The sequence below is a fragment of the Pseudomonas sp. S34 genome (assembly GCF_009866745.1).
GTDB classification, from domain to species: domain Bacteria; phylum Pseudomonadota; class Gammaproteobacteria; order Pseudomonadales; family Pseudomonadaceae; genus Aquipseudomonas; species Aquipseudomonas jessenii.
Window position 1 is genome coordinate 3,250,867 of record NZ_CP019398.1, and the last position, 20,767, is coordinate 3,271,633.

16 protein-coding genes and 1 pseudogene are annotated in these 20,767 nt (G+C 58.9%); 9 read left to right on the top strand and 8 right to left on the bottom strand.

Going from position 1 to position 20,767, the window contains the following annotated elements:
* Positions 1–59: 59 nt before the first annotated feature.
* Genes PspS34_RS14415 through PspS34_RS14425 form a run of 3 tightly spaced genes read right to left on the bottom strand, consistent with a single transcriptional unit; the run spans position 60 to position 3,355 of the window.
* Complete coding sequence (locus PspS34_RS14415) at positions 60–1,025, bottom strand: HlyD family secretion protein (RefSeq protein ID WP_159390012.1); 966 nt, start codon at positions 1,023–1,025, stop codon at positions 60–62.
* A gap of 4 nt (positions 1,026–1,029) precedes the next feature.
* Positions 1,030–1,230, bottom strand: a complete 201-nt coding sequence (locus tag PspS34_RS14420; RefSeq protein WP_032829912.1) for a DUF1656 domain-containing protein — start codon at positions 1,228–1,230, stop codon at positions 1,030–1,032.
* Positions 1,220–3,355 carry an FUSC family protein gene (locus PspS34_RS14425; RefSeq protein ID WP_159390013.1) on the bottom strand — a complete coding sequence of 712 codons (2,136 nt, stop codon included), beginning with the start codon at positions 3,353–3,355 and terminating at the stop codon, positions 1,220–1,222. The genes PspS34_RS14420 and PspS34_RS14425 overlap by 11 nt, the downstream gene beginning before the upstream one ends.
* A 215-nt stretch (positions 3,356–3,570) precedes the next feature.
* Here PspS34_RS14425 and PspS34_RS14430 point away from each other — a divergent pair, with 215 nt between their 5' ends.
* The 3 genes from PspS34_RS14430 to PspS34_RS14440 all read left to right on the top strand — a co-directional run bounded on the left by PspS34_RS14430 (position 3,571) and on the right by PspS34_RS14440 (position 7,912).
* Positions 3,571–4,626 (top strand): tetratricopeptide repeat protein, encoded by a 1,056-nt coding sequence (locus tag PspS34_RS14430; RefSeq protein WP_150812988.1) that lies wholly within the window; start codon positions 3,571–3,573, stop codon positions 4,624–4,626.
* A gap of 116 nt (positions 4,627–4,742) precedes the next feature.
* Positions 4,743–6,245: an ATPase domain-containing protein gene (locus PspS34_RS14435; protein ID WP_154859906.1), complete on the top strand. Its 1,503-nt coding sequence runs from the start codon at positions 4,743–4,745 to the stop codon at positions 6,243–6,245.
* On the top strand, positions 6,242–7,912 hold the full coding sequence (locus tag PspS34_RS14440) for a response regulator (RefSeq protein ID WP_159390014.1): 1,671 nt from the start codon (positions 6,242–6,244) through the stop codon (positions 7,910–7,912). The genes PspS34_RS14435 and PspS34_RS14440 overlap by 4 nt, the downstream gene beginning before the upstream one ends.
* Before the next feature lie 4 nt (positions 7,913–7,916).
* Here PspS34_RS14440 and PspS34_RS14445 read toward each other — a convergent pair whose 3' ends face one another.
* The 5 genes and pseudogenes from PspS34_RS14445 to PspS34_RS14465 form a co-directional block, all read right to left on the bottom strand.
* Positions 7,917–8,294 (bottom strand): response regulator, encoded by a 378-nt coding sequence (locus PspS34_RS14445; RefSeq protein ID WP_057714773.1) that lies wholly within the window; start codon positions 8,292–8,294, stop codon positions 7,917–7,919.
* 76 nt (positions 8,295–8,370) lie between these two features.
* On the bottom strand, positions 8,371–9,552 hold the full coding sequence (locus PspS34_RS14450; protein WP_154859904.1) for a hybrid sensor histidine kinase/response regulator: 1,182 nt from the start codon (positions 9,550–9,552) through the stop codon (positions 8,371–8,373).
* Between the two features lie 41 nt (positions 9,553–9,593).
* A pseudogene (locus PspS34_RS14455) lies at positions 9,594–9,722 on the bottom strand (chemotaxis protein CheB); the annotation flags it as partial.
* Entirely contained in the window at positions 9,719–10,552 is an 834-nt protein-coding gene (locus PspS34_RS14460) for a protein-glutamate O-methyltransferase CheR (RefSeq protein WP_159390016.1), read from the bottom strand. The gene PspS34_RS14460 and the pseudogene PspS34_RS14455, both read right to left, overlap by 4 nt.
* The gene (locus PspS34_RS14465) at positions 10,552–14,043 is read right to left on the bottom strand and encodes a response regulator (protein WP_159390017.1); all 3,492 of its coding nucleotides are present in this window, start codon (positions 14,041–14,043) and stop codon (positions 10,552–10,554) included. The genes PspS34_RS14460 and PspS34_RS14465 overlap by 1 nt, the downstream gene beginning before the upstream one ends.
* Before the next feature lie 247 nt (positions 14,044–14,290).
* On the opposite strand from PspS34_RS14465, the gene PspS34_RS14470 reads away from it, so the two are divergent.
* From PspS34_RS14470 to PspS34_RS14495, 6 genes are all read left to right on the top strand, one after another.
* On the top strand, positions 14,291–14,653 hold the full coding sequence (locus PspS34_RS14470; RefSeq protein ID WP_150812983.1) for a response regulator: 363 nt from the start codon (positions 14,291–14,293) through the stop codon (positions 14,651–14,653).
* Positions 14,654–14,727: 74 nt separating this feature from the next.
* Positions 14,728–16,032 carry a glycosyltransferase gene (locus PspS34_RS14475; protein ID WP_159390018.1) on the top strand — a complete coding sequence of 435 codons (1,305 nt, stop codon included), beginning with the start codon at positions 14,728–14,730 and terminating at the stop codon, positions 16,030–16,032.
* A gap of 190 nt (positions 16,033–16,222) precedes the next feature.
* Positions 16,223–17,098, top strand: a complete 876-nt coding sequence (locus tag PspS34_RS14480) for a phospholipase (RefSeq protein ID WP_159390019.1) — start codon at positions 16,223–16,225, stop codon at positions 17,096–17,098.
* Positions 17,099–17,184: 86 nt separating this feature from the next.
* Positions 17,185–18,054: a phospholipase gene (locus PspS34_RS14485; RefSeq protein WP_159390020.1), complete on the top strand. Its 870-nt coding sequence runs from the start codon at positions 17,185–17,187 to the stop codon at positions 18,052–18,054.
* A 108-nt stretch (positions 18,055–18,162) separates the two neighbouring features.
* Positions 18,163–19,068 (top strand): AraC family transcriptional regulator, encoded by a 906-nt coding sequence (locus tag PspS34_RS14490; protein WP_154859899.1) that lies wholly within the window; start codon positions 18,163–18,165, stop codon positions 19,066–19,068.
* A 360-nt stretch (positions 19,069–19,428) separates the two neighbouring features.
* The gene (locus PspS34_RS14495) at positions 19,429–20,739 is read left to right on the top strand and encodes a sugar ABC transporter substrate-binding protein (RefSeq protein WP_159390021.1); all 1,311 of its coding nucleotides are present in this window, start codon (positions 19,429–19,431) and stop codon (positions 20,737–20,739) included.
* Positions 20,740–20,767 lie beyond the last annotated feature (28 nt).

A 20,767-nucleotide genomic window follows, 5' to 3' on the forward strand; every position in this document is an offset into this window, starting at 1 on the left:
AATACATATGTCTACTGATATACCGCCTTCGCGAGCAAGCCCGCTCCCACAGGGTGGGGTCAGTGCTGGTCTTTGGATTTGTGGTGTTCCAGGACGGTCACCGTCGCGGTGGTCCCGGCGCGCAATTTGTCTTTACCGGCATAGTCGGCATCGATCTCGATCCGCACCGGCACCCGTTGCGCCAGTTTGATCCAGGTGTAGCTGGGGTTGATGCTGGCCAGCAGACGGCCGCCCGGCAGGTTTTCCCGGTCGGCAATGGCGAAGGCAATACTCTGCACTTTGCCGCCGAACGTTTCGCCACTCATCAACTCGATCTTGACCCGGTCGCCCTCTCCGATCCGCGGCAACTTGGTTTCTTCGAAGTAACCGCTGACATAGAACGACTCGCTGTCCACCAGCGCCAACAATGGGCCGCCAGCCGAGGCGTAATCACCCTCCCGGGTCAGCAGATTGGTGACATAACCGGTCACCGGGGAGACGACATGGGTACGCTGCAAGTCGAGCTCGGACTGGGTCAATGCCGCGATGGCCAGTTGCACGTTGGCCTGGGCCAACACCAGACTGGCCTGATTACGCATCAAGTCGGCCTGGGCCACCGACACGTCGGTGCTGGCTTTCTCCCACTCTTCACCGGAAATCGCTGAGCGATCCTTGAGCGTGCGCCGGCGCTGCTCCTCGCTCTGACGTTGTTTGAGCAACGCTTCGCTGGAGATAATCGCCGCCTGGGCCTGCCCTAGCGAGGCTTTCGCCACCTCCACCGCGCGCTTGGCATGCTCCACCGCCAGGGTGTAACGCGCCGGATCGATCTCCAGCAGCGCCTGGCCTTTGCTCACACGTTGGTTGTCCTGCACGGCCAGGCTGACGATTCGCCCCGAAACGTCGGCGGACAAGCTCACCACATCGGCACGCACCCGGGCATCCCGGGTCCAGGGTGCGCGGGTGTAATGCTCCCAGGCGAACCAGCCCAGGATGAAGGCCAGCAATACCACCGCCACCGTCGTGAGTCGGGAAAGGATGTTCTTCAAGGCTTCAGGCTCCCATGACCAGAATCAACGTGGCGCAGACGCAGGCATACAACGCGCCTTCGAACAACGCCTCGTGCCAGACAAACTGCAGCACGCCAAGGCGCCGCAATGTCCAGTCCAGCAACAGGAAAATCGGCAAGCCCAGCAGCAGCGCCTGGGCAATCGGGGGCAGATAGGCGCCACCCACTTCCAGATCAATGGGCAAGGACAGGGTCTCCTTCAAGGCCTGAGGGTTGAAAGTGGCCGCGATAGCGTTCCACGAACGACACCACGATCAGCAGTGCCACACGCATGCGGAACACCGACCACAGGTGCTCGTGAACATCGGTGTGCAGGGCATCCAGGTCGTCTCCCAAGGTGTGGAGGCTATCAAGCACCTGCACCACTTCGACCCCGGGCCGACCGGCAACCAGCCTGCCCGTTTCCCGGACTGTCGAAAACAGGCGACGTTGCAGATCCTGACTCAGCAGTGCGTTGTTCTGCCCTTGCTGCCGCAGCTGATTCAAGGCGATACCCAATGCCATGCAGGCCAGGCTGACTTGAAACAGCTCGCGCGATTGTGGCTCCCGGGTCGCCGGCAGTAGCCCCAACATCATGGTCAGGCGGTCAACCATACGGCTCTCGAACGCAAACTGCTGTTCATCGCTCGCCGACGTTTTCAGCAAGGCGTACACCTGCTCGCAGTTCTCTTTGTAGAGCCGGCGCATGCGAAAATCCGGCCTGAACGGAAAGATCAGCGCATAGACACTCAAAGCCAGCACGGTCGCACAGGTATAGGCACCGGCAAACTCGAACCACTGGCTCGCGGTGTTTTCACCAATCCCCACATTCAACGGGCCAAGCAACAAAAACGTCGTGAGCCCCAGGCCAATCCCGGTACCTGTGGTGGGTGGACTGGCCAGCCCCACCGCTACGGCGTAGAGCAAGGGCGCCAGCAGCAAGGCAAGCATCTCGAAATTGCTGATCATCGGCACAAACATGAACTGAAGGAGCGCCGAGGCCACCAGTGCCAGCCCGAATCCCCTGGCATAGCTTTGAACAGCCAGTAGCGGTCGGGGAAACGTCGACATCAGCGAGCAAAGGATGCCCACCAGCACCATCCCGGCTCGCGCACCGTCCCAGCCGGTTTCGATCCAGATCAGGCCGGCGATCAACAGCGCGCAAAAGGCACGGACGGCATTCATCGTCGCCAGGGTGAAGTCCAGATGCAGCGGATTTTCCCGCCCGCGAAACACGCTGCTGGCGGGTCGCCCGCTCTGGATGGCATCGCTCAGCTCCAGAATCTGCTCAAGCTGCTGCAACAGGCGCGCCTGCTCCCAGCGCAGCGACCAGGCCAGCGAACGCAAGGTGGCCGGCAGCGGCTCGGTCAATTGTTCGGCCCTGTAGGCCAGCTCATCAAAGCGTTGTTGCAGCGATGTGAAATGATGGCGCTTTTCACTGGACAGCGAACGCCCCTCCCGCGCCAGTTCATCGAGAAAGGCCAGCTCTTCGGCACGCAGCCGTTGAATCTCTTCAGGCAACTCGCCCTCCCAGCGTTCGGTCAACAACAGCCGCTGGTGGCGCAAGGCGGTCAGCCGCGCGGTCAACAGCACCAATTGGTTGCCCAGCAGTTGCACCAGACCGTTGGCACTGCGTAACCGTGGCGCATCGAAATACATGTGCCGGCGTACGCCCTCCAGGCCACTGATCTGGCCCAGTAGCTGCATTTGCCGCTGCTGGAATTCGGCTTCGCTCTCTTCGGTGCGAATGACGGCGCTGGCATGGGTGGCCAGCAACCGGGTGATTTGGTCGATTTTGGCGAAGTAATCCCGGGCCACGGCTTCAGGCCTGGCGGTGAGCAGGCTGACCACGCACACACAGGCAACCGCCAACAGCGTCTCGGTGACGCGGGTCACCGCCAGCAAAAACATGCCGTCCTGATCCGGCACCGCCAGCAAGGCCACCACCACGGCGGTGTAGCCGCTAAGGACAAACGCCTGGGAGCTGGTGTAGCGCAACAAGGTGCCACCGGCTGTGCACAGCGCCAGCCACAACGCCAGGGTAGCGATGAACGGCAGCGGTGCCTGGGGAAAGATCGCCATGATCAGCACCGCCACGGCCGCCCCCAGCGTGGTGCCGATCACTTGGCCAAAACTGCGGGCCAGCACCATGCCAGCCAGTGGCTGGCTAATGATGACCACCGCCATGATCGACCACTTGGGCTGGTCCAGATCGAACAAAAACGCCAGGTACAGGGTCAACAACCCGGCCGCGATGGTTCGCAAGGCAAACAGCAACACCCCGGGGCCGGGGTTGAAAATCGCCTTGAAGTATTGCAACAACGCTTGCATGGGAACACCCGTCGAGACACCTCCAGCAAGCGTAGTCACTGCTGCGGTGCCTCGAGAGGTTTTGCCATCGACGCAGCTTGCCGGCCCGTGGATTGTCGGCTGAAGGGCTGTTCAACGGTTTGAATCGTCAGTGAGCGTCGTCAAGGTTTGACTCAAAGCCTGGCCTGACCGAAGCTTGCGCCTTTGCAAAAGCTTGCCAGCTTCCGGATTCCTGCATGCCTAAGTCCCGCCGCCTTCTGTTTATCAGCCTCTTCGCCCTGCTCGTCATCGGCGGTGTCTGGTTTTCCCTGCGCGATACTACCCCGGTGGTTCCCGAAGCCATCCAGCACGGCTACAGCGAAGCGCTGGCGGCTGCCCGGGCCGGCCAACCGGGTGCCGCGCGGGTGCTCTATCAGCAATTGGCCCGTCCGGACCTGTCCCCCAAACGTCGTATCGGGTTGCATGCCGAGCTGCCCAACTATCCAAGCTCGGTGGCCCTGAAGCTGGCGGATGCCGACTTGCAGAACGAGTCGCCCGAGGTGCGTATCGCGGCGATCAAAAGCATCAGCGGCCTGGTACCGAACGGTCAGCGCAGTCTGCTGCTGGGGCCATTGCTCGATGACAGCGAACAAAGCGTGCGGCTGGCGGCGATCAACGCGCTGCTGGGGTTGTCCCCGGATGAACTGGGTTTGTATTTCGGGCCGTTGGAACAAGCCATCGATGCCTGGGAGCAAGTGCTCAAGAGCGCGCCGCAAAGTGCCGAAAACCAATACCAACTCGCCCGACTGCACTTGCACAACGCCGAGCTCAAGCAAGCGCAACAGGCGCTGGACAACACCCTGCGCCTGGCGCCGGACAACCTGCCGGCGCTGGTACTGCAAATCGAAGTGCTGGATAAACAGGGCCAGAACGACGCTGCCCGGCAACTGTTGGCCAGGCAACTGCAGGCACAACCCAACTCGGCCTACCTGCAACACGCGTTGGGGCTCTGGCTGCTGCATCACGAGCAAAGCGAATTCGCCCTGCTCGGCCTGTCCAAGGCCGTTGAACTTGAGCCCAATAACCGGGACTACCGCTACGACCTGGCCACCACGTTGCACAGTGAGCAGGAGCTCGAAGCGGCGCAGAAACAGTTGCAGGAAATAGTTCAGCGCCATCCGAACGATCGCAAGGCCCGGGTGCTGCTGATCAACTACTGGAAGGAAAGCGGGCAGCTGCAAAACGTGCAGATTCTGTTGGCCCAACTCGAACAGATGAACCCCGATGATCCGGCGTTGCAACAAGGGCTTTGACCCCGACTGAAATTTCGTTGAACCGTCGTCCTGGCCAAGGGTCAAGTGAACAGGCAGCCCGTTGTGGCACTTCGCAGCAACTGCCTCGTTGAACCTGGCCATATGAGGACGCTTGTTTGTCTCTATCCAACGATTTGAACCGAGACAAGGCCGCCACCGGTATCGAAGGTCTGGACGATATCCTCGATGGCGGACTGTCCCGCGGACATGTGTTTTTGCTCGAAGGCGAGCCGGGCACCGGCAAGACCACCGTGGCGCTGCACTTCCTGTTGGCAGGCGCGCAAGCCGGCGAACGCTCCTTGTACATCACGCTCTCTGAAACCGAACGCGAGCTGCGCCAGGGCGCCTTGTCCCATGGCTGGGAGATGGACGAAAACGTCCATATCTTCGAACTGACGCCCCCGGAAAACCTGCTCAATGCCGAACAGCAGCAGACACTGCTCTATTCCTCCGACCTGGAACTGGGCGAAGCCACCCGCCAGATCTTCGAGGTGGTCGAGCGGGTCAAGCCGACCCGCGTTGTCCTGGACAGCCTTTCCGAGATTCGCCTGCTGGCGCAAAGTTCGCTGCGCTACCGTCGGCAGATACTGGCCATAAAGCATTATTTCGTGCGTTACGACGCCACGGTGTTGCTGCTCGATGACCTGACCGCCGAGTCCCTGGACAAAACCGTGCACAGCGTGGCCCACGGCGTGATTCGCCTGGAAGAATTGACCCCGAACTACGGCGCCGAGCGACGTCGCATCCGCGTGGTCAAGTACCGCGGCCAGAAGTACCGCGGCGGCTTCCATGACTTCACCATCACGGGCGATGGCGTGCGTGTATTCCCGCGCCTGGTGGCCGCCGAACATCGCGGTCAATACCTGCGTCAGCAATTGACCAGCGGCATCCGGGAAATGGATGCGCTGCTGGGCGGCGGTATCGAGACGGGTTCCAGCACCTTGATTCTCGGCCCGGCGGGGACCGGCAAATCGCTGATCGCCATGGTGTTCGCCGCCGCGGCCGTGGCCCGGGGCGAAAAGGCCGCGCTATTCATTTTCGATGAAGAGTTGGGGTTGTTGTTCGAACGCATGAAGAACATCGGCATCGATTTGCAGGCCCTGCTAGACAGCGGCAATTTGCTGATCGAGCAAGTGGACGCGGCCGAGCTGTCCCCCGGCGAGTTCTCCCACCGGGTCCGGCGCTGCGTGGACGAAGGCAATATCAAGACCGTGGTGATCGACAGCATCAACGGCTATCAGACGGCGATGCCGGAAGAGAACGCCTTGGTGCTACACATTCACGAGCTACTGCTGTACCTCAATCGCCAGGGCGCCGCGACCTTCATGACAGTCGCCCAGCACGGCCTGGTCGGCGACATGCAGGCGCCGGTCGACATCACCTACCTGGCCGACACAGTCATTCTGCTGCGTTACTTCGAAGCCCTGGGCAAGGTGCGCCGGGCCATTTCGATCATCAAGAAACGTACCGGCAGCCATGAGTCGACCATCCGTGAATACCGCATCAGCGCCCGGGGCATGACCATCGGCGAGCCCCTGGAAGCCTTTCAGGGCGTATTGCGCGGCGTACCCACGTATCTCGGCGCCAGCAACCCGTTGCTCGCGGACGAAATCCCGTGACGGACATGCAAGCGACGTCCGAGCGCGCAATCATCCTTGCACCGCGAGGGCGCGACGGCCAGATCGCCCTGATGATGCTCAACGAGGCCGGGGTTCACGGGGTGATCAGCCCCGACCTGCCCGGATTGTGCGCCGAACTGGAACAGGGTGCCGGCCTGCTGCTGATCTCTTGCGAGGCGTTGTTGGGCGCTGATCTGGAACCGCTGATCCACCTGATCGAACAGCAGCCCGCGTGGTCGGATCTTCCTATCGTGTTGATGACACACCATGGCGGCCCGCAACAGAACCCGGCATCGCGCTTCGGCCCGCAATTGGGCAACGTGACCTTCCTCGAACGGCCATTTCACCCGGTCACACTGATCAGCCTGGTCACCACGGCCCTGCGCGGGCGGCGACGACAGTACGAAGCCAGGGATCGGTTGATCGACCTGAGCCAGAGCGAATTGCGCCTGCAGAACACCCTCGAAACCCTTGAACAGCAGGTGCAAGAGCGCACCGCGCAACTGCGTCACAACGAGGAAGCGTTGCGCCAGTCGCAGAAAATGGAGGCCGTCGGCCAGCTCACCGGCGGCATCGCCCATGACTTCAACAACATGCTGACCGGTATCATCGGCAGCCTGGAGTTGTTGCGTCGACGCCTGGCCCGGGGGCGAACCGAAGACCTGGACAGCCTGATCGATCTGGGGGTGACTTCGGCCAATCGCGCGGCGGGCCTGACCCACCGCCTGCTGGCGTTTTCCCGGCGCCAGTCGCTGGATTCGAAACCCGTGGAGATGAACACCCTGGTGATCTCCATGGATGAACTGCTGCAACGCAGCATCAACGAAACCATTCGTCTGGACATGCAACTGGATGAACACCTGTGGGTGGCCCAAGCCGACCCCAATCAACTGGAAAGCGCCCTGCTCAACCTGGTGATCAATGCCCGCGATGCCATGCCCAATGGCGGCAGTCTGGTGGTCTCGACATCGAACCAGCACTTTGACGAGGATTTCACCCAAGGCCATGGCAATCTCGATGCGGGTGACTATGTAGTGCTCTGCGTGACGGACACCGGCTGTGGCATGCCGCAAAGCACCATCAACCGCGCCTTCGACCCCTTCTTCACCACCAAGCCCATCGGCCAGGGCACCGGGCTGGGGTTATCAATGATCTATGGTTTCAGCAAACAATCGGGAGGTCACGTCGCCATCCAAAGCGTCGTGGGCGAAGGCACCACGGTGAGCCTGTTCCTGCCACGCTTCGGTGGAGACCTGCCCCGGGACCATCCATTGGACGTCGAACAGTCACCTTTGGCCAGGAGTGGCGAGACGGTGTTGATTGTCGAGGACGATCCGGCGGTGCGGGTGCTGGTCAGCACGGTGTTGAGCGATCTGGGTTATGCCTACGTCGAGGCTTGTGATGGCGATAGCGCGGTGCCGATACTCGATTCGGCCCAGCGCATCGACCTGCTGATCAGCGATGTCGGCTTGCCCGGTATGAATGGCCGGCAACTGGCGGAAATCGGCCGGCAGTTGCGTCCCGAGCTGAGGGTGCTGTTCATCACCGGCTACGCCGAGCACGCCGCGGTGCGTGGCGGGTTCCTCGATCCGGGCATGCAGATGATCACCAAGCCGTTTACCTTCGACCTGTTGACGGCGAAGGTCAGGGAGATGATCAGGGCCTGAAGGCTTACGAAAGCATGTCCTGCATCAATTCCTGCAATTTATCCAGATCGAAAGGTTTTTCCAGGATCGGTGCCTTGTGCGTAATCGGGCTGTCGGTCTCACGGATTTCCTGAGCATAGCCGCTGATGAAGATCACCTTGAGTTCCGGTCGCAGTTTCACGGCGGGCTCGGCGATCTGCACGCCGGAGATTCCTCCGGGCAGGCGGAAGTCGGTGATCATCATGTCCAGGTGCGGTTTGCTCGCCAGGATTTCGAAAGCCTGCTCGCCGTTTTCGGCCTGCAATACGCGGTAACCCTCGCCCGACAGATAAGCGGACAGCACCATCAGAATCGAGGGATCGTCCTCGACGACGAGTACTACATCTTGTGCATCTTCGCTCATGGGAAGCCTTTGCTCGGTCAATTGCTGCTGATAGACCGTGGGGTCGACCAGAGGTTGCGTTTATCCGGTTGTTTTCCTACAGCGGCAGACAAACGCGAAACAAGGCGCCTTCGCCGATCCTGCTCTGGACGGTAATAGTACCGCCATGGGCGGCCACAATCTGCTCTGAAATAAACAATCCCAGGCCCAGCCCGGCGACGGCGTGCCTGGCCGATACCCGCTCGAACTGCTGGAAGATCCGCTTCTGGTTTTCCTCGCTGATGCCAATCCCTCGATCCTGCACGTCCACCAACGCCTGGCCACCTTCACTGTAGACCTTCACCGAGATCGGGCTCTTGGCCCCGTAGCGCAAGGCGTTGGTCAGCAGGTTGGAAATGACCTGTTCAATTCGAAACTCGTCCCAGTTTCCGATCACCGGTTGCGTGGCATCGAGCGAGACCGACGCTTCGGCGGCGTCGATCTGCTGGGAAAAGTTGTGCAACAGCTCGCCAACCAGCGTTGAAAGGTCAAAGCGCTTGGGCCGGATCGACAACTTTCCGGTGCGAATGCGCGAGACGTCGAGCATGTCTTCAATCAATCGAATCAGGCTTTTGATCTGCCGCTCGTCGCGGTCGACCATCGCGTGCATCTTGTCCAGGGTGAAGGCGGCGGAGTTGTCCCGGGCCAGGTGCATCTTGCGCAACTGGGTTTCAAGGATCAGGCCGTTGAGCGGCGTGCGCACTTCGTGGGCGACGATGGACATGAAGTCATCGCGCATGCGTACCGCCTGCTCCAGTTCCAGTTGAGTGCTTTGCAATCGCTTGAGCAGGGTCTCCTGTTCGCGGCGACTTTGCTCAAGGGCCAGCACTTGTTCCTTCATCGCCTTGCTCTGGCGATAGAGGTCGACGAACACATTGACCTTGCTCTTGACCGCCTGGAGGTCCAGCGGTTTGTACAGGAAGTCCACGGCACCGCTTTCATAGCCCTTGAAGGCGTAATTGAGTTCACGGCCGGCGGCGCTGACGAAAACGATCGGGATGTTCCTGGTTTTTTCCGTGCCGCGCATCAACTCGGCCAGCTCGAAGCCATTCATGCCGGGCATCTGCACATCGAGGATGGCCAAGGCGAATTCGTGTTGCAACAGCAGGGACAAGGCCTCGTCGGCGGACAGCGCCTTGTACACAATGCGGTCCTCACGCTTGATCAGCGCTTCGAGCGCCAGCAGATTCTCCGGCAGATCGTCCACGATCAGCAGTTTGGCCTGGATATTACTCAGCATGCGATTCGTTCCAGCTCGACAAGCAGACGGCCGATGCCGCGTACAGGAATGACCGGAAGTGCGAAGCCTTCGCGCAGCGGGCCGGGGATGTTCAACAGCGCCTCGACGCGACCGGTGCAATCACCGATCACGATCGCTTCGATAGCCGGCAATTTCGTTGCACTTTTCATGATTTTCGATAGATCCGTTCTTGTTTGACCAGCGGCTCGAACTGATCGCCGAAGGCTGAGAAATCCGGGGTTTCCTTACTGCCCAGCACCAGGAAACCGCGATGGCAGAGGGACTCATGAAACAGCCCGAACGCCCGACCCTGTAGATTTTTATTAAAATAAATCAGTACGTTACGGCATGAAATTAATTGAGTTTCGGAGAATACGCTGTCCGTCGCCAGGCTGTGATCGGCGAAGGTCACGTTCTCGCGCAGGGTCTTGTCGAAAATCGCGTACCCATAGGCCGCCGTATAGTAGTCGGCAAACGAACTCTGGCCACCGGCCTGCTGGTAATTAGCAGTGTAGGCGCGGACGTTCTCCATCGAGAAAATCCCTTGCCTGGCCTTTTCCAGCGAGCGCGGATTGATGTCGGTGGCGTAGATGATGGTACGGTCCAGCAGGCCTTCTTCGCGCAGCAAAATGGCCATCGAATACACCTCTTCACCGGTGCTGCATCCGGCGATCCAGATCTTGATCGAAGGGTAGGTTCGCAGCAGCGGCACCACTTCCTTGCGGATGGCCAGGAAGTGCGAGGGGTCGCGAAACATTTCGCTGACCGGAATGGTCAGCAACTGCAGCAGTTGCATGAACGCGGCGGGATCGTGCAGGACCTTTTCCTGCAACGCCGAGATGGTGCTGCACTCGAACTGACTCAACGCATGGTTAACCCGGCGCTTGATCGAAGCGCCGGAGTAATCGCGAAAATCGTAGCTGTACTTGAGATAGATCGCCTCGATCAACAACCGCAGTTCGATTTCGCTGTTTCGATCCACTGAAAAATTGCGCTCCACTAGATACGTTCCATCTTCGGTAACCACACACGAATCAGCGAAAACAGGCGATCGAGGTCGATGGGCTTGGCCAGGTAATCGTTGGCGCCGGCCTGCAGGCAGCGCTCCTGATCGTCCTTCATGGCCTTGGCCGTCACGGCGATGATCGGCAGCTTGCGCCAGCGCAGATTCTTGCGGATTTCAACGGTGGCTTCAAAACCATCCATTTGCGGCATCATCACGTCCATCAACACCAGATCGATGTCTTGCACCTCATTCAATCGTTCAATCGCTTCGCGGCCGTTGCGGCCAATGACCACGACTGCGCCCTTTTGCTCCAGCGCGCTGGTGAGGGCGAAGATATTGCGCACGTCGTCATCCACCAGCAGCACCTTGCGGCCTTCGAAGACCTTGTCGCGGCTGCGGGCGACCTTGAGCATCTTCTGCCGTTCATGGGACAACCGTGATTCGACTTTGTGCAGAAAAAGCGTCACCTCATCCAGCAACCGCTCCGGCGAGCGTGCGCCCTTGATGATGATCGAACGCGAATACTTGCGCAGTTCGGCCTCTTCATCCCGGGTCAGGTTGCGCCCGGTATAGACGATGACGGGCGGAAAGGAACAGATGTCTTCGGTGGACATGCGCTTGAGCAGGTCATTGCCGAGCATGTCGGGCAGCTTGAGGTCGATGATCATGCAATCGAAGACGGATGAGCGCAGCAGGTCCAGCGCCTCCTGCGCCAGGCCAACGGCGGTGATCTCGATGTCATCGTCGCCGATCAGGCGGGCAATGCTGTCGCGCTGCACGTCGTCGTCCTCGACCAGCAGCACGCGCTTGACCTTCTGGGTCAACTTGGCCTCAAGGCGTGCAAACACATCCTTGAGTTCCTCGCGGGTGGTCGGTTTGACCACGTAGCCGATGGCGCCCATGTGCATCGCCGCCTCGACCCGGTCTTCGACCGAAATCACATGCACCGGGATGTGCCGGGTTTCGGCGTGTTCCTTCAAACGTTGCAGCACGCTCAGGCCGGAATGATCCGGCAGGCGCATGTCCAGCAGGATCGCATCGGGGATGAACGCCTTGGCCAGGTCGTAGCCTTCGTCGGCGCCGTGAGCCACCAGGCACTGATAACCCAGCTCATGGGCCAGGTCGTAGAGGATGTGCGCAAAGTTCGGCTCATCCTCTACCACCAGAATGCAGCGTTTGGTGAACGGCCCTTTGTTGCGGTCGTCGTCGAAGCGCGGAATGTCGACTTCGGCCACCAATGGCGACAACGTGGGCGGCGATACACTCGACACTGCCGCCACAGGAACGGCTCGCATCGGTTCGACAGGCACTTCGCCCGGTTCCACGTACTGCTGTGGCAAGACCAGGGTAAACACACTGCCCTGCCCCGGCGTGCTGGTCACGCTGATGGAGCCGCCGAGCAAGGCCGCCAGGTCACGGGAAATCGACAACCCCAGCCCGGTGCCGCCGTAACGCCGATTGGTGGTGCCGTCGGCCTGACGGAACGCTTCGAAGATGCTTTCGTGCTGATCCACCTCGATGCCGATCCCGGAATCGCGGATGCTGAACGCGATGCCGTCATTCGGCGCCGTGGCGACGGACAGGCTGACGCTGCCGCTTTGCGTGAATTTCACCGCGTTGGACAGCAGGTTCTTGAGCACTTGCTCCAGACGCTGGCGATCGGTGAACAGCATCAACGGCGCACCGTCCTGCATATCCACCCGGAAATCCAGTTGCTTGTCCGTTGCCAATGGCTGGAACAGGCCGCGCAGGCCATCCACCAGGCGCGCCACGCTGGTGTTCTCCGGACGGATTTCCAGCTTGCCGGCCTCGACTTTGGAAATATCCAGAATGTCGTTGATCAGGTTGAGCAAGTCGTTGCCGGCGGAGTAGATCGACTCGGCGAATTGGACTTGCTCGGCAGTGAGGTTCTCTTCCGGGTTTTCCGCCAGCAGCTTGGCCAGGATCAACGAGCTGTTCAGTGGCGTGCGCAGCTCATGGGACATGTTGGCGAGGAATTCGGACTTGTACTTGCTCGAGCGCTGCAATTCTACCGCGCGTTCTTCGAGCTGGATCTGGGCCTGATTGAGTTCGGTATTCTTCAGGTCCATGGCGTCGCGCTGCTCGGCCAGTACTTCTGCCTGCTCGGCGAGTTGTTCGTTGGTCTGCTCCAGCTCCACCTGCTGGGTTTCCAGGTGCGCCTGGGACTCCTTGAGAATCCGCGACTGCTCTTCGAGCTCTTCGTTGGCGGTCTTGAGTTCTTCCTGCTGAACCTGCAGTTCTTCGTTGAGTTGCTGGGTTTCGGCCAACACCTCCTGCAAACGCTGGCGATAACGTGCCGCCTCGATCGAGGTGCCGATGTTGCCGGCAATCAGCTCAAGCAATTCAACGTCACGGTCGGTCAGTGGACGCAGAAAGCCCAACTCGATCACGCCATTGACCCGCTCGTCGTCGCTGGTTGGCACCACCAGCACACTGCACGGCAAACCGTCACCGAGGCCGGAGCTGACCTTGAAGTAATCTCCCGGCACCTCGTCCAGGCGAATCAGCCGTGCCTGTTGCGCCACCTGGCCGACAATGCCTTCTTCGCTGTAGATCTGCTGTTCACGCCCTTCCTGTTCACGGGAAAAACCATAAGTGGCGATGCGCTTGAGGCCGCCATGGTCTTCGCGCACATAAATAGCCGCCACGGCGGTGCCCAGGTACTGCGCGCAGAATTGCAGGATATTGCGACCCAGCATGCTCAGGCTCAATTGTCCCAGCACCTGCTCGGCCAGCTCGGTCTGGCCGTTACGCAGCCAGGCCTGTTGCTCCAGACGATGGGCGCTGGCCTGTTGGGCGGCAAGGTTGACGCTGTAGTTCTGCGACAGGGTCAACAAATCGCGGCGCCCGACGTACGCCAGCAACCCGCTGACCCCGGCTATGAACAACAGGTAGAGACTGATGCTCATGATGGTGGTGCCACGCACTTCGTCATTGCGCGATGCGCGCAACTGTTGCTCGGTGTCGATCACCGCCTCGAACTGCTTGCGAATTTCATCGGTCAGGCGCTTACCGCGTCCGGCCTTGACGATGGCGCGATAATCACCGCTGCTGCGCTGCAAATCGATCATCGATTGCGCGTAGTTGGTCCACTCCAGCTGCAAGGCCCGCAACCGTAGCAAGCGATCAGTCTGCACCGGGTTGTCGGCGGTCAGTTCAAGCAAGGTGTCGAGCGCGACGGCGATGCGCGGCTTGGCGGTTTCGTAGGGATCGAGGAAATGCTCGTCGCCACTGAGCAGGAAACCGCGCATCCCGGTTTCCAGATCCACGGTCAGCTTGACCGCTTCATTGACGTTATTGATCACCCGGTCGGTGTGCTCCACCCACTGGATGGTCGACAGCAAATAGCTGATCAGCGACACGAAAAACACAGCGCTGATAAGACCCAGACCCAACGGCAGGCTGATGTTACGGCTCAGGAGTTTACGAAATCGTTGCTCATCAACCGAGGACGCTGAGGTCATGGGGCAGGCCTTGTCGAACTGTCAGAATGCAAGGAGTTTGCCCCAAAACTGGCAAATTGATCCAATTATCTGACATGTTTGCGCGCAAGGTCCTACATTGCACTGCTCCCGCGTTATCCTTGCCTGGCCTGTACCGCCAATCCTTTTTCCATCGCGCAGGGAACTTGTCGGGATCCGCCACTTACTCATGCAAGAGGCCGGTGATTTCCAGCGACCGGCAATGCCAATCTTTTTCGGGAATTCGACCATGTCATCCGCCAACGCCTCCACCATCCTTGTCGTCGAAGACGATGCCATCGTGCGCATGCTGATCGTCGACGTCCTGGAAGAACTGGAATTCAAGGTGCTGGAAGCCGATGGCAGCGAACAGGCACTGGTGATGCTCAAGGACGCGAACCAACACATTGACCTGATGATGACCGATGTTGGCCTGCCGGTCATGGACGGACGCGAACTGGCCAATGAAGCAAGAGTTTTACGTCCAGCCCTTCCGATATTGTTCGCCAGCGGTTATGCCGAAAACATCGACGTGGCCGACGACATGCACCTGATCGGCAAGCCCTTCTCCATTGATCAGTTGCGCGACAAGGTCAAAAGCATTCTCGAGTGATGCTGCGCTGCGCTGTGGTTTAATGCGCGCCTTTTTCATCCCTGCCCTGTCTTCGCTTCAAGGAAATCCCGTACATGATTGAGCCCCGCGCAACCAAAGTCCTGGTCATTGGTTACGTCTGGCCCGAGCCCCGCTCTTCCGCGGCCAGCGGGCATGTCATGCAGATTCTCGACGTTTTCCTGGACCAGGGCTGGGATATCACGTTCAGCAGCCCGGCAGGCTTTGGCGAGCAACGTGCAGACCTGACAGCGTTGGGTATTGACGAAGTACCCATCGAGCTGAACAACAGCAGTTTCGACGCATTCATCAGCGAACTGGCGCCGGACATCGTGTTGTTCGATCAATTCATGATGGAGGAACAGTTCGGCTGGCGGGTCGAGAAACATTGCCCCGATGCCTTGCGCGTACTCGAAAGTTGCGACCTGCAAAGCCTGAGGCTGGGTCGGCATCAACGCCTCAAGGAGCGTTTGAAGGCCAGCGACGACAACAATGACTTCAACGAACTGTTCGCCCCGGCGGCGCGCGAAGAGTTCGAACACATGGCTGATACCGATCTGGCGAAGCGCGAGATCGCCTCATTTTATCGTTGTGATTTGACGCTGATGGTTTCCGAAGTGGAAGTCGAATTGCTGGTCGAGCAGTTCAGGTTTCCCCGCAACCTGCTGCACTGGTGCCCGTTGATGGTCGATCTGCCGACCAGCGCGCCAGTAGAGTACGAAGATCGCGCGCATTTTCTGCACATCGGCAACTTTCGCCACGCGCCCAACTGGGATGCCGTGCTCTGGCTGAAAACCGCGATCTGGCCGCTGATTCGCGCGCAACTGCCTGATGCGCAGTTGCACATCTACGGCGCGTATACCCCGCCCAAGGCTACCGCCCTGCACAACGCGGCACAGGGTTTTCATGTGATGAACTGGGCGGAAGATGCCTTGCACGTGATGTCGAAAACGCGGGTGTGCCTGGCACCGCTGCGTTTCGGTGCAGGTATCAAAGGCAAGATCGTCGATGCGATGCTGTGCGGCACGCCCAATGTGACCACGCCGCTCGGCGCAGAAGCCATGCACGGTGAAGAGCCCTGGCCCGGTGCCGTAACCCGTACGGCGCGCGAGTTCGCCGACAGCGCCGTGCAACTTTATCAAGACAAGACTCAGTGGCTGGCTGCCCAGGCGCAGGCCCGGCACTTGTTGGCCAGCCGCTACCCGCAGTCCAGCCATGGCCCTGCGTTGATTGAAAGGCTGATCGAATGCCAAAGGAATCTGCCACACATCAGGCGCGATAACTTCACCGGCAGCATGTTGCGCCATCATCAGCACAAAAGTACCCAGTATATGGCGCAATGGATCGAGGCGAAGAACCGCAACCAGGCAGACGCCTTGTAAGGCTCGTCCTTATCCCCAACAAAAACGCCGACAAGATACTGGCTGTATCAGGTCGGCGTTTTGCATTTCAGGGTGGCTAACATGATCAAGACACAAGGACGCTGTACATAAATAGCACCTCTGCTTTTGTCAGCCCGGCTAGTTTTGGACTTCCTGGAACTTGCCAGTGCACTCAGACAAAGGATCCACCATGACGGTTAGAAACGCGGAATTTCTCTACAAACAGAACTGGATGAGCAATATCCTCGACGTAGACATATTAAAACTCACCGATATTGTCTGGCCCTGCGCCCATAACGCGGGCATGGACAAAAAAGCCCCCAATGTCGACGATGTGACCGGCAACTGGACGACGTGCCAGAACGATTCGTTTGCCTTTCAACTAGCCAATGGAGCACGGGTCTTCGATATTCGTCTTCAATACGCGACAGATCCGGACCCGGTCTTTTACTTTCACCACAGTGGCCATCGATCAGGTCGGGTACTGGACGAACTGATCGATGCAGTGTTGGCGTTTCTTGATCGAAACCCGGATGAATTCGTCGTACTGGATTTTCACGAACTCAGCGATGCTGGCAAATCTTTCGATTATAAAAAGCTAAACGATCTGCTTGTGCTTCGACTCGGACAGCGGGTCATCCTGCCCTCCGACAGGTATGCCGCCGTGGGCGAGCTCAAGCGCTCCAGTACTCTTCGGCGCATCGTCATGGCGGCGCAGTTCAAACCCGGCCTGGACGATGATTACTTCTGGCCGCGCATCCCGCACAAATGGCGCAACAGTCCATTCACCAGTTCGGGCGATCTGCGCAACTACATCGCAAAAACGCTGGAAGATGCGCCTTACGAGACATTTTTTTGGTCATTGTCGGCAACTACGTACACAGTATTTGGCGGGCCAAGGGATATCAAAGAAGAGATCAATGACTGGTTCCACACCACCCGTGACTGGGTGACGCGTTGCAGCATCATCAATACCGACTTTTTCGATGAATCCAGAATTGTCCGCTATTGCTGGAGTGCCAGCAGCATGAAGGCCGTTTACGGCCCCTCTCTGCACGAGGCATGATCGAGGCGCGAAAACAAATTGATTGCCGCCAACCAACACTGCTTTGGCGCAACTTGTTATTCATCAATCAATGCAAGGATGCATTAATGAACAATACAACCGAAGACAATTACGCACTCAATAACTGGATGAGCTCTACGCCGGCAATCGATAACCTGTCGCTTAGTGAACTTACACTACCCGGCACGCACAATGCCGGGTGCGACTGGCAAGCGAGCTATCCATTGATCCCCGGCGCGCACTGGCTGGCCTGCCAGCACGATTCGTTCGCCGCTCAACTCAACAACGGTTCGCGCGTACTTGATTTACGGCTGGACTTTGACGAGCCGGCCATAGAGTTTGAAAAATTCCGATTCCAGCACAATGGCTTTCGCTCATCTCGTAACGTGCTGGGTTTGTTTGCGGCTGTGAATCTGTTTTTACGCGACAACCCTGACGAATTTGTGGTTCTGGATTTTCATGAACTCAAGGACGGACAACAACCGTTCGACTACGCACTCTTCAACGAGATGATGCTCCGTTATCTTGGCAAGAGAATAATCCCTGCCGACAATAGCGGTCTGCCACTTGGCGAGCTCAAGAAAATCAGCGGAGAGCAGCGAGTTCTGGTAGCGGCCCAACAACATCCGGAGTTAAATCCCGCCTGGTTCTGCGAGACAGTCGAACACAAATGGAGCGGGATTGGCGACACAAATGTCCAGGAACTGGAGCAGCACATATCGAACGTGTTGTGGACTCCACCTCCCCGCACCACCTTGTGGTCACTGTCCGCCACAAGCTACTCGAAGCTGGGAGGCCCCGTCGATATCCATGATGAACTGGACACCTGGTTTGATCCCTTCACCCACTCCCAAAGCGAAAGGTGCAACATTATCAATGTCGATTTCATGGAAGAATCGAAACTGGTTTCCTACTGCCGAAGCGCGAGCTTGATAAATGCCAGAAGAGCCAGATAGTCCCGAAAGCCGAGAAGGCTCCTGTCAGGTTTCGCGACATCGACAACTGGCATCAGCCACCCCACAAGAGGCATGATCAGGGCGCGAAAACAAGAAAAGTGTATCAACATGCCCCGTATTGCCAGAATCACCGACCCTTCCTATGAATTGATGGACGACCACAACGGGTTGTCCATCATCTATCGCCAGCATGGCTTCCCCTGCCCGCTGGTGCGCTGGCATTTCCACAAGGAATACGAACTGCACCTGATCGTCGCCAGTTCCGGCAAGGTGTTCATCGGTGACTACATCGGCAACTTCTACCCACATACCCTGTTCCTGACCGGCCCCAACCTGCCCCACAACTGGATCAGCCAGGTGGCCGAGGACGAAGTGGTGCCCAAGCGCGACATGCTGGTCAATTTCACCGACGAGTTGTTCGACAGCGGCTATCAGGTATTCGCCGAACTCAAGGCCCTGGCGCCGCTGCTGGAACGCGCGCAGTACGGCATCGAGTTTCGCTGCAAGCACACCATCGGCAAAGCGATGGACCTGATGCAGCGCATCGCCGATACCAGCGGCATCACCCGGCTCGGGCACTTTTTCATTTTGCTGGAGTTGCTCGCGGCCTCCGACGACTACCAATTGCTTTCTGGCGCCACGACCCCGCAACTGGCCGACGAGCACAACATCGATCGCACCAACCGCGCGGTGGATTACATCTTCGCCCATTACGCAAGGGAGCTGCCGCTGGAGGAAGTCGCAGCACACCTGGGCATGAAGCCGACGTACTTCAGCCGCGTGTTCAAACAGGCCACCGGGCGCTGTTTCATCGAGTTCGTCAATCGACTGCGGATCAGCAAGTCCTGCGAACTGCTGGCCGATGGCGACAAACCGGTGACCGACGTGTGTTTCGAATCGGGCTTCAACAATATTTCCAACTTCAACCGGCGCTTCCAGCAACTCAAGGGCATGACGCCTTCGCACTACCGGCGGCTGATGGTGCAGCGGTTGACCGAGCAAAACCTGGGTTGAAGACACTCCTCAAATTCCTGTGGGAGCGAGCTTGCTCGCGATGAGGCCGTGTCAGTCGACATTTATTAACCTGATACACCGCCATCGTCGGATCTCCGCCCGGACCAAGCTCGCTCCCACAGGTACAGCGTTACCCCCTGAAACCTGTACGGATTCAATACCCCTCCTTCGCTGAAAAGCCCTTCCCCGCGTCTACCCCTCAAAACTTCAGTGCAAAAAAGTATCGATTGAAGTGCGATGGATGATTTGTCTCGCCCTCGATTGAAGGATGTAATCAGCACACATTCTTCCTGCCTACGGAAGACACAAAAACAATAACTGTCCTTCTGTAGCCCGCCGGCTGCAGAAAAGGAGTGCACGATGCAACCTTCGGTAAAAGCTCTGCTTGCCCTCACCTGCATGACTCTCAGCAGCGTCAGCCTTGGCGCCCAGACCCTGACCATCGCCACCGTCAACAACAGCGACATGATCCGCATGCAAAAGCTCTCGAAAACCTTCGAGGCCGAGCATCCGGACATCAGGCTCAATTGGGTGGTCCTCGAAGAAAACGTCCTGCGCCAGCGCCTGACCACCGATATCGCCACCCAGGGCGGGCAATTCGATGTGCTGACCATTGGCATGTACGAAGCCGCACTCTGGGGCGCCAAGGGCTGGCTGGAGCCGATGAAGGATTTGCCGGCTGGTTATGCCCTCGAAGACGTATTCCCGTCGGTGCGCGAAGGCCTGTCGGTGAAGGGGTCGCTGTATGCCTTGCCGTTCTACGCCGAAAGCTCGATCACCTATTACCGTACCGACCTGTTCAAGGACGCCGGCCTGAGCATGCCCGAGCGCCCGACCTGGGAACAGATCAGCGAATTCGCCAGCAAACTCACCCACAAAGATAAAGAACAGTACGGCATCTGCCTGCGCGGCAAGGCTGGCTGGGGCGAAAACATGGCGTTGGTCACCACCGTTGCCAACGCCTATGGCGCGCGCTGGTTCGATGAGAAGTGGCAACCGGAATTCACCGGGCCTGAGTGGAAAAACGCGCTGAACTTCTACGTCGACACCATGAAGAAATCCGGTCCGCCGGGCGCATCGAGCAACGGTTTCAACGAAAACCTGGCGTTGTTCAACAGCGGCAAATGCGCGATCTGGGTCGATGCCAGCGTCGCCGGCTCGTTCGTCACCGACAAGACCCAGAGCAAGGTTGCCGATCACGTCGGATTCACCTTCGCGCCACATCAGGTCACTGACAAGGGTTCGGCCTGGTTGTATTCCTGGGCACTGGCCATTCCGACCAGTTCCAAGGCCAAGGACGCGGCGAAAACCTTCAGCGCCTGGGCCACTTCCAAAAAATACGGCGCACTGGTCGCGGAAAAAGACGGCATCGCCAACGTGCCGCCGGGCACCCGGGCCTCGACCTATAGCGATGCGTACATGAGTGCCGCGCCGTTCGCCAGGGTCACGCTGGAATCGCTCAAGGCCGCGGACCCGAGCAAGCCGGGGGCCAGACCGGTGCCTTACATCGGTATTCAGTTGGTGACCATTCCCGAGTTCCAGGGCGTTGGTACTCAGGTTGGCAAATCCTTCTCTGCGGCGCTGATCGGCCAGACCACGGTCGACCAGGCCTTGGTGGCGGCCCAGCAAACCACCGAGCGCGAGATGAAGCGCGCGGGTTATCCCAAGTAACCCCGTATCCAGTGTGGGAGCGGGCTTG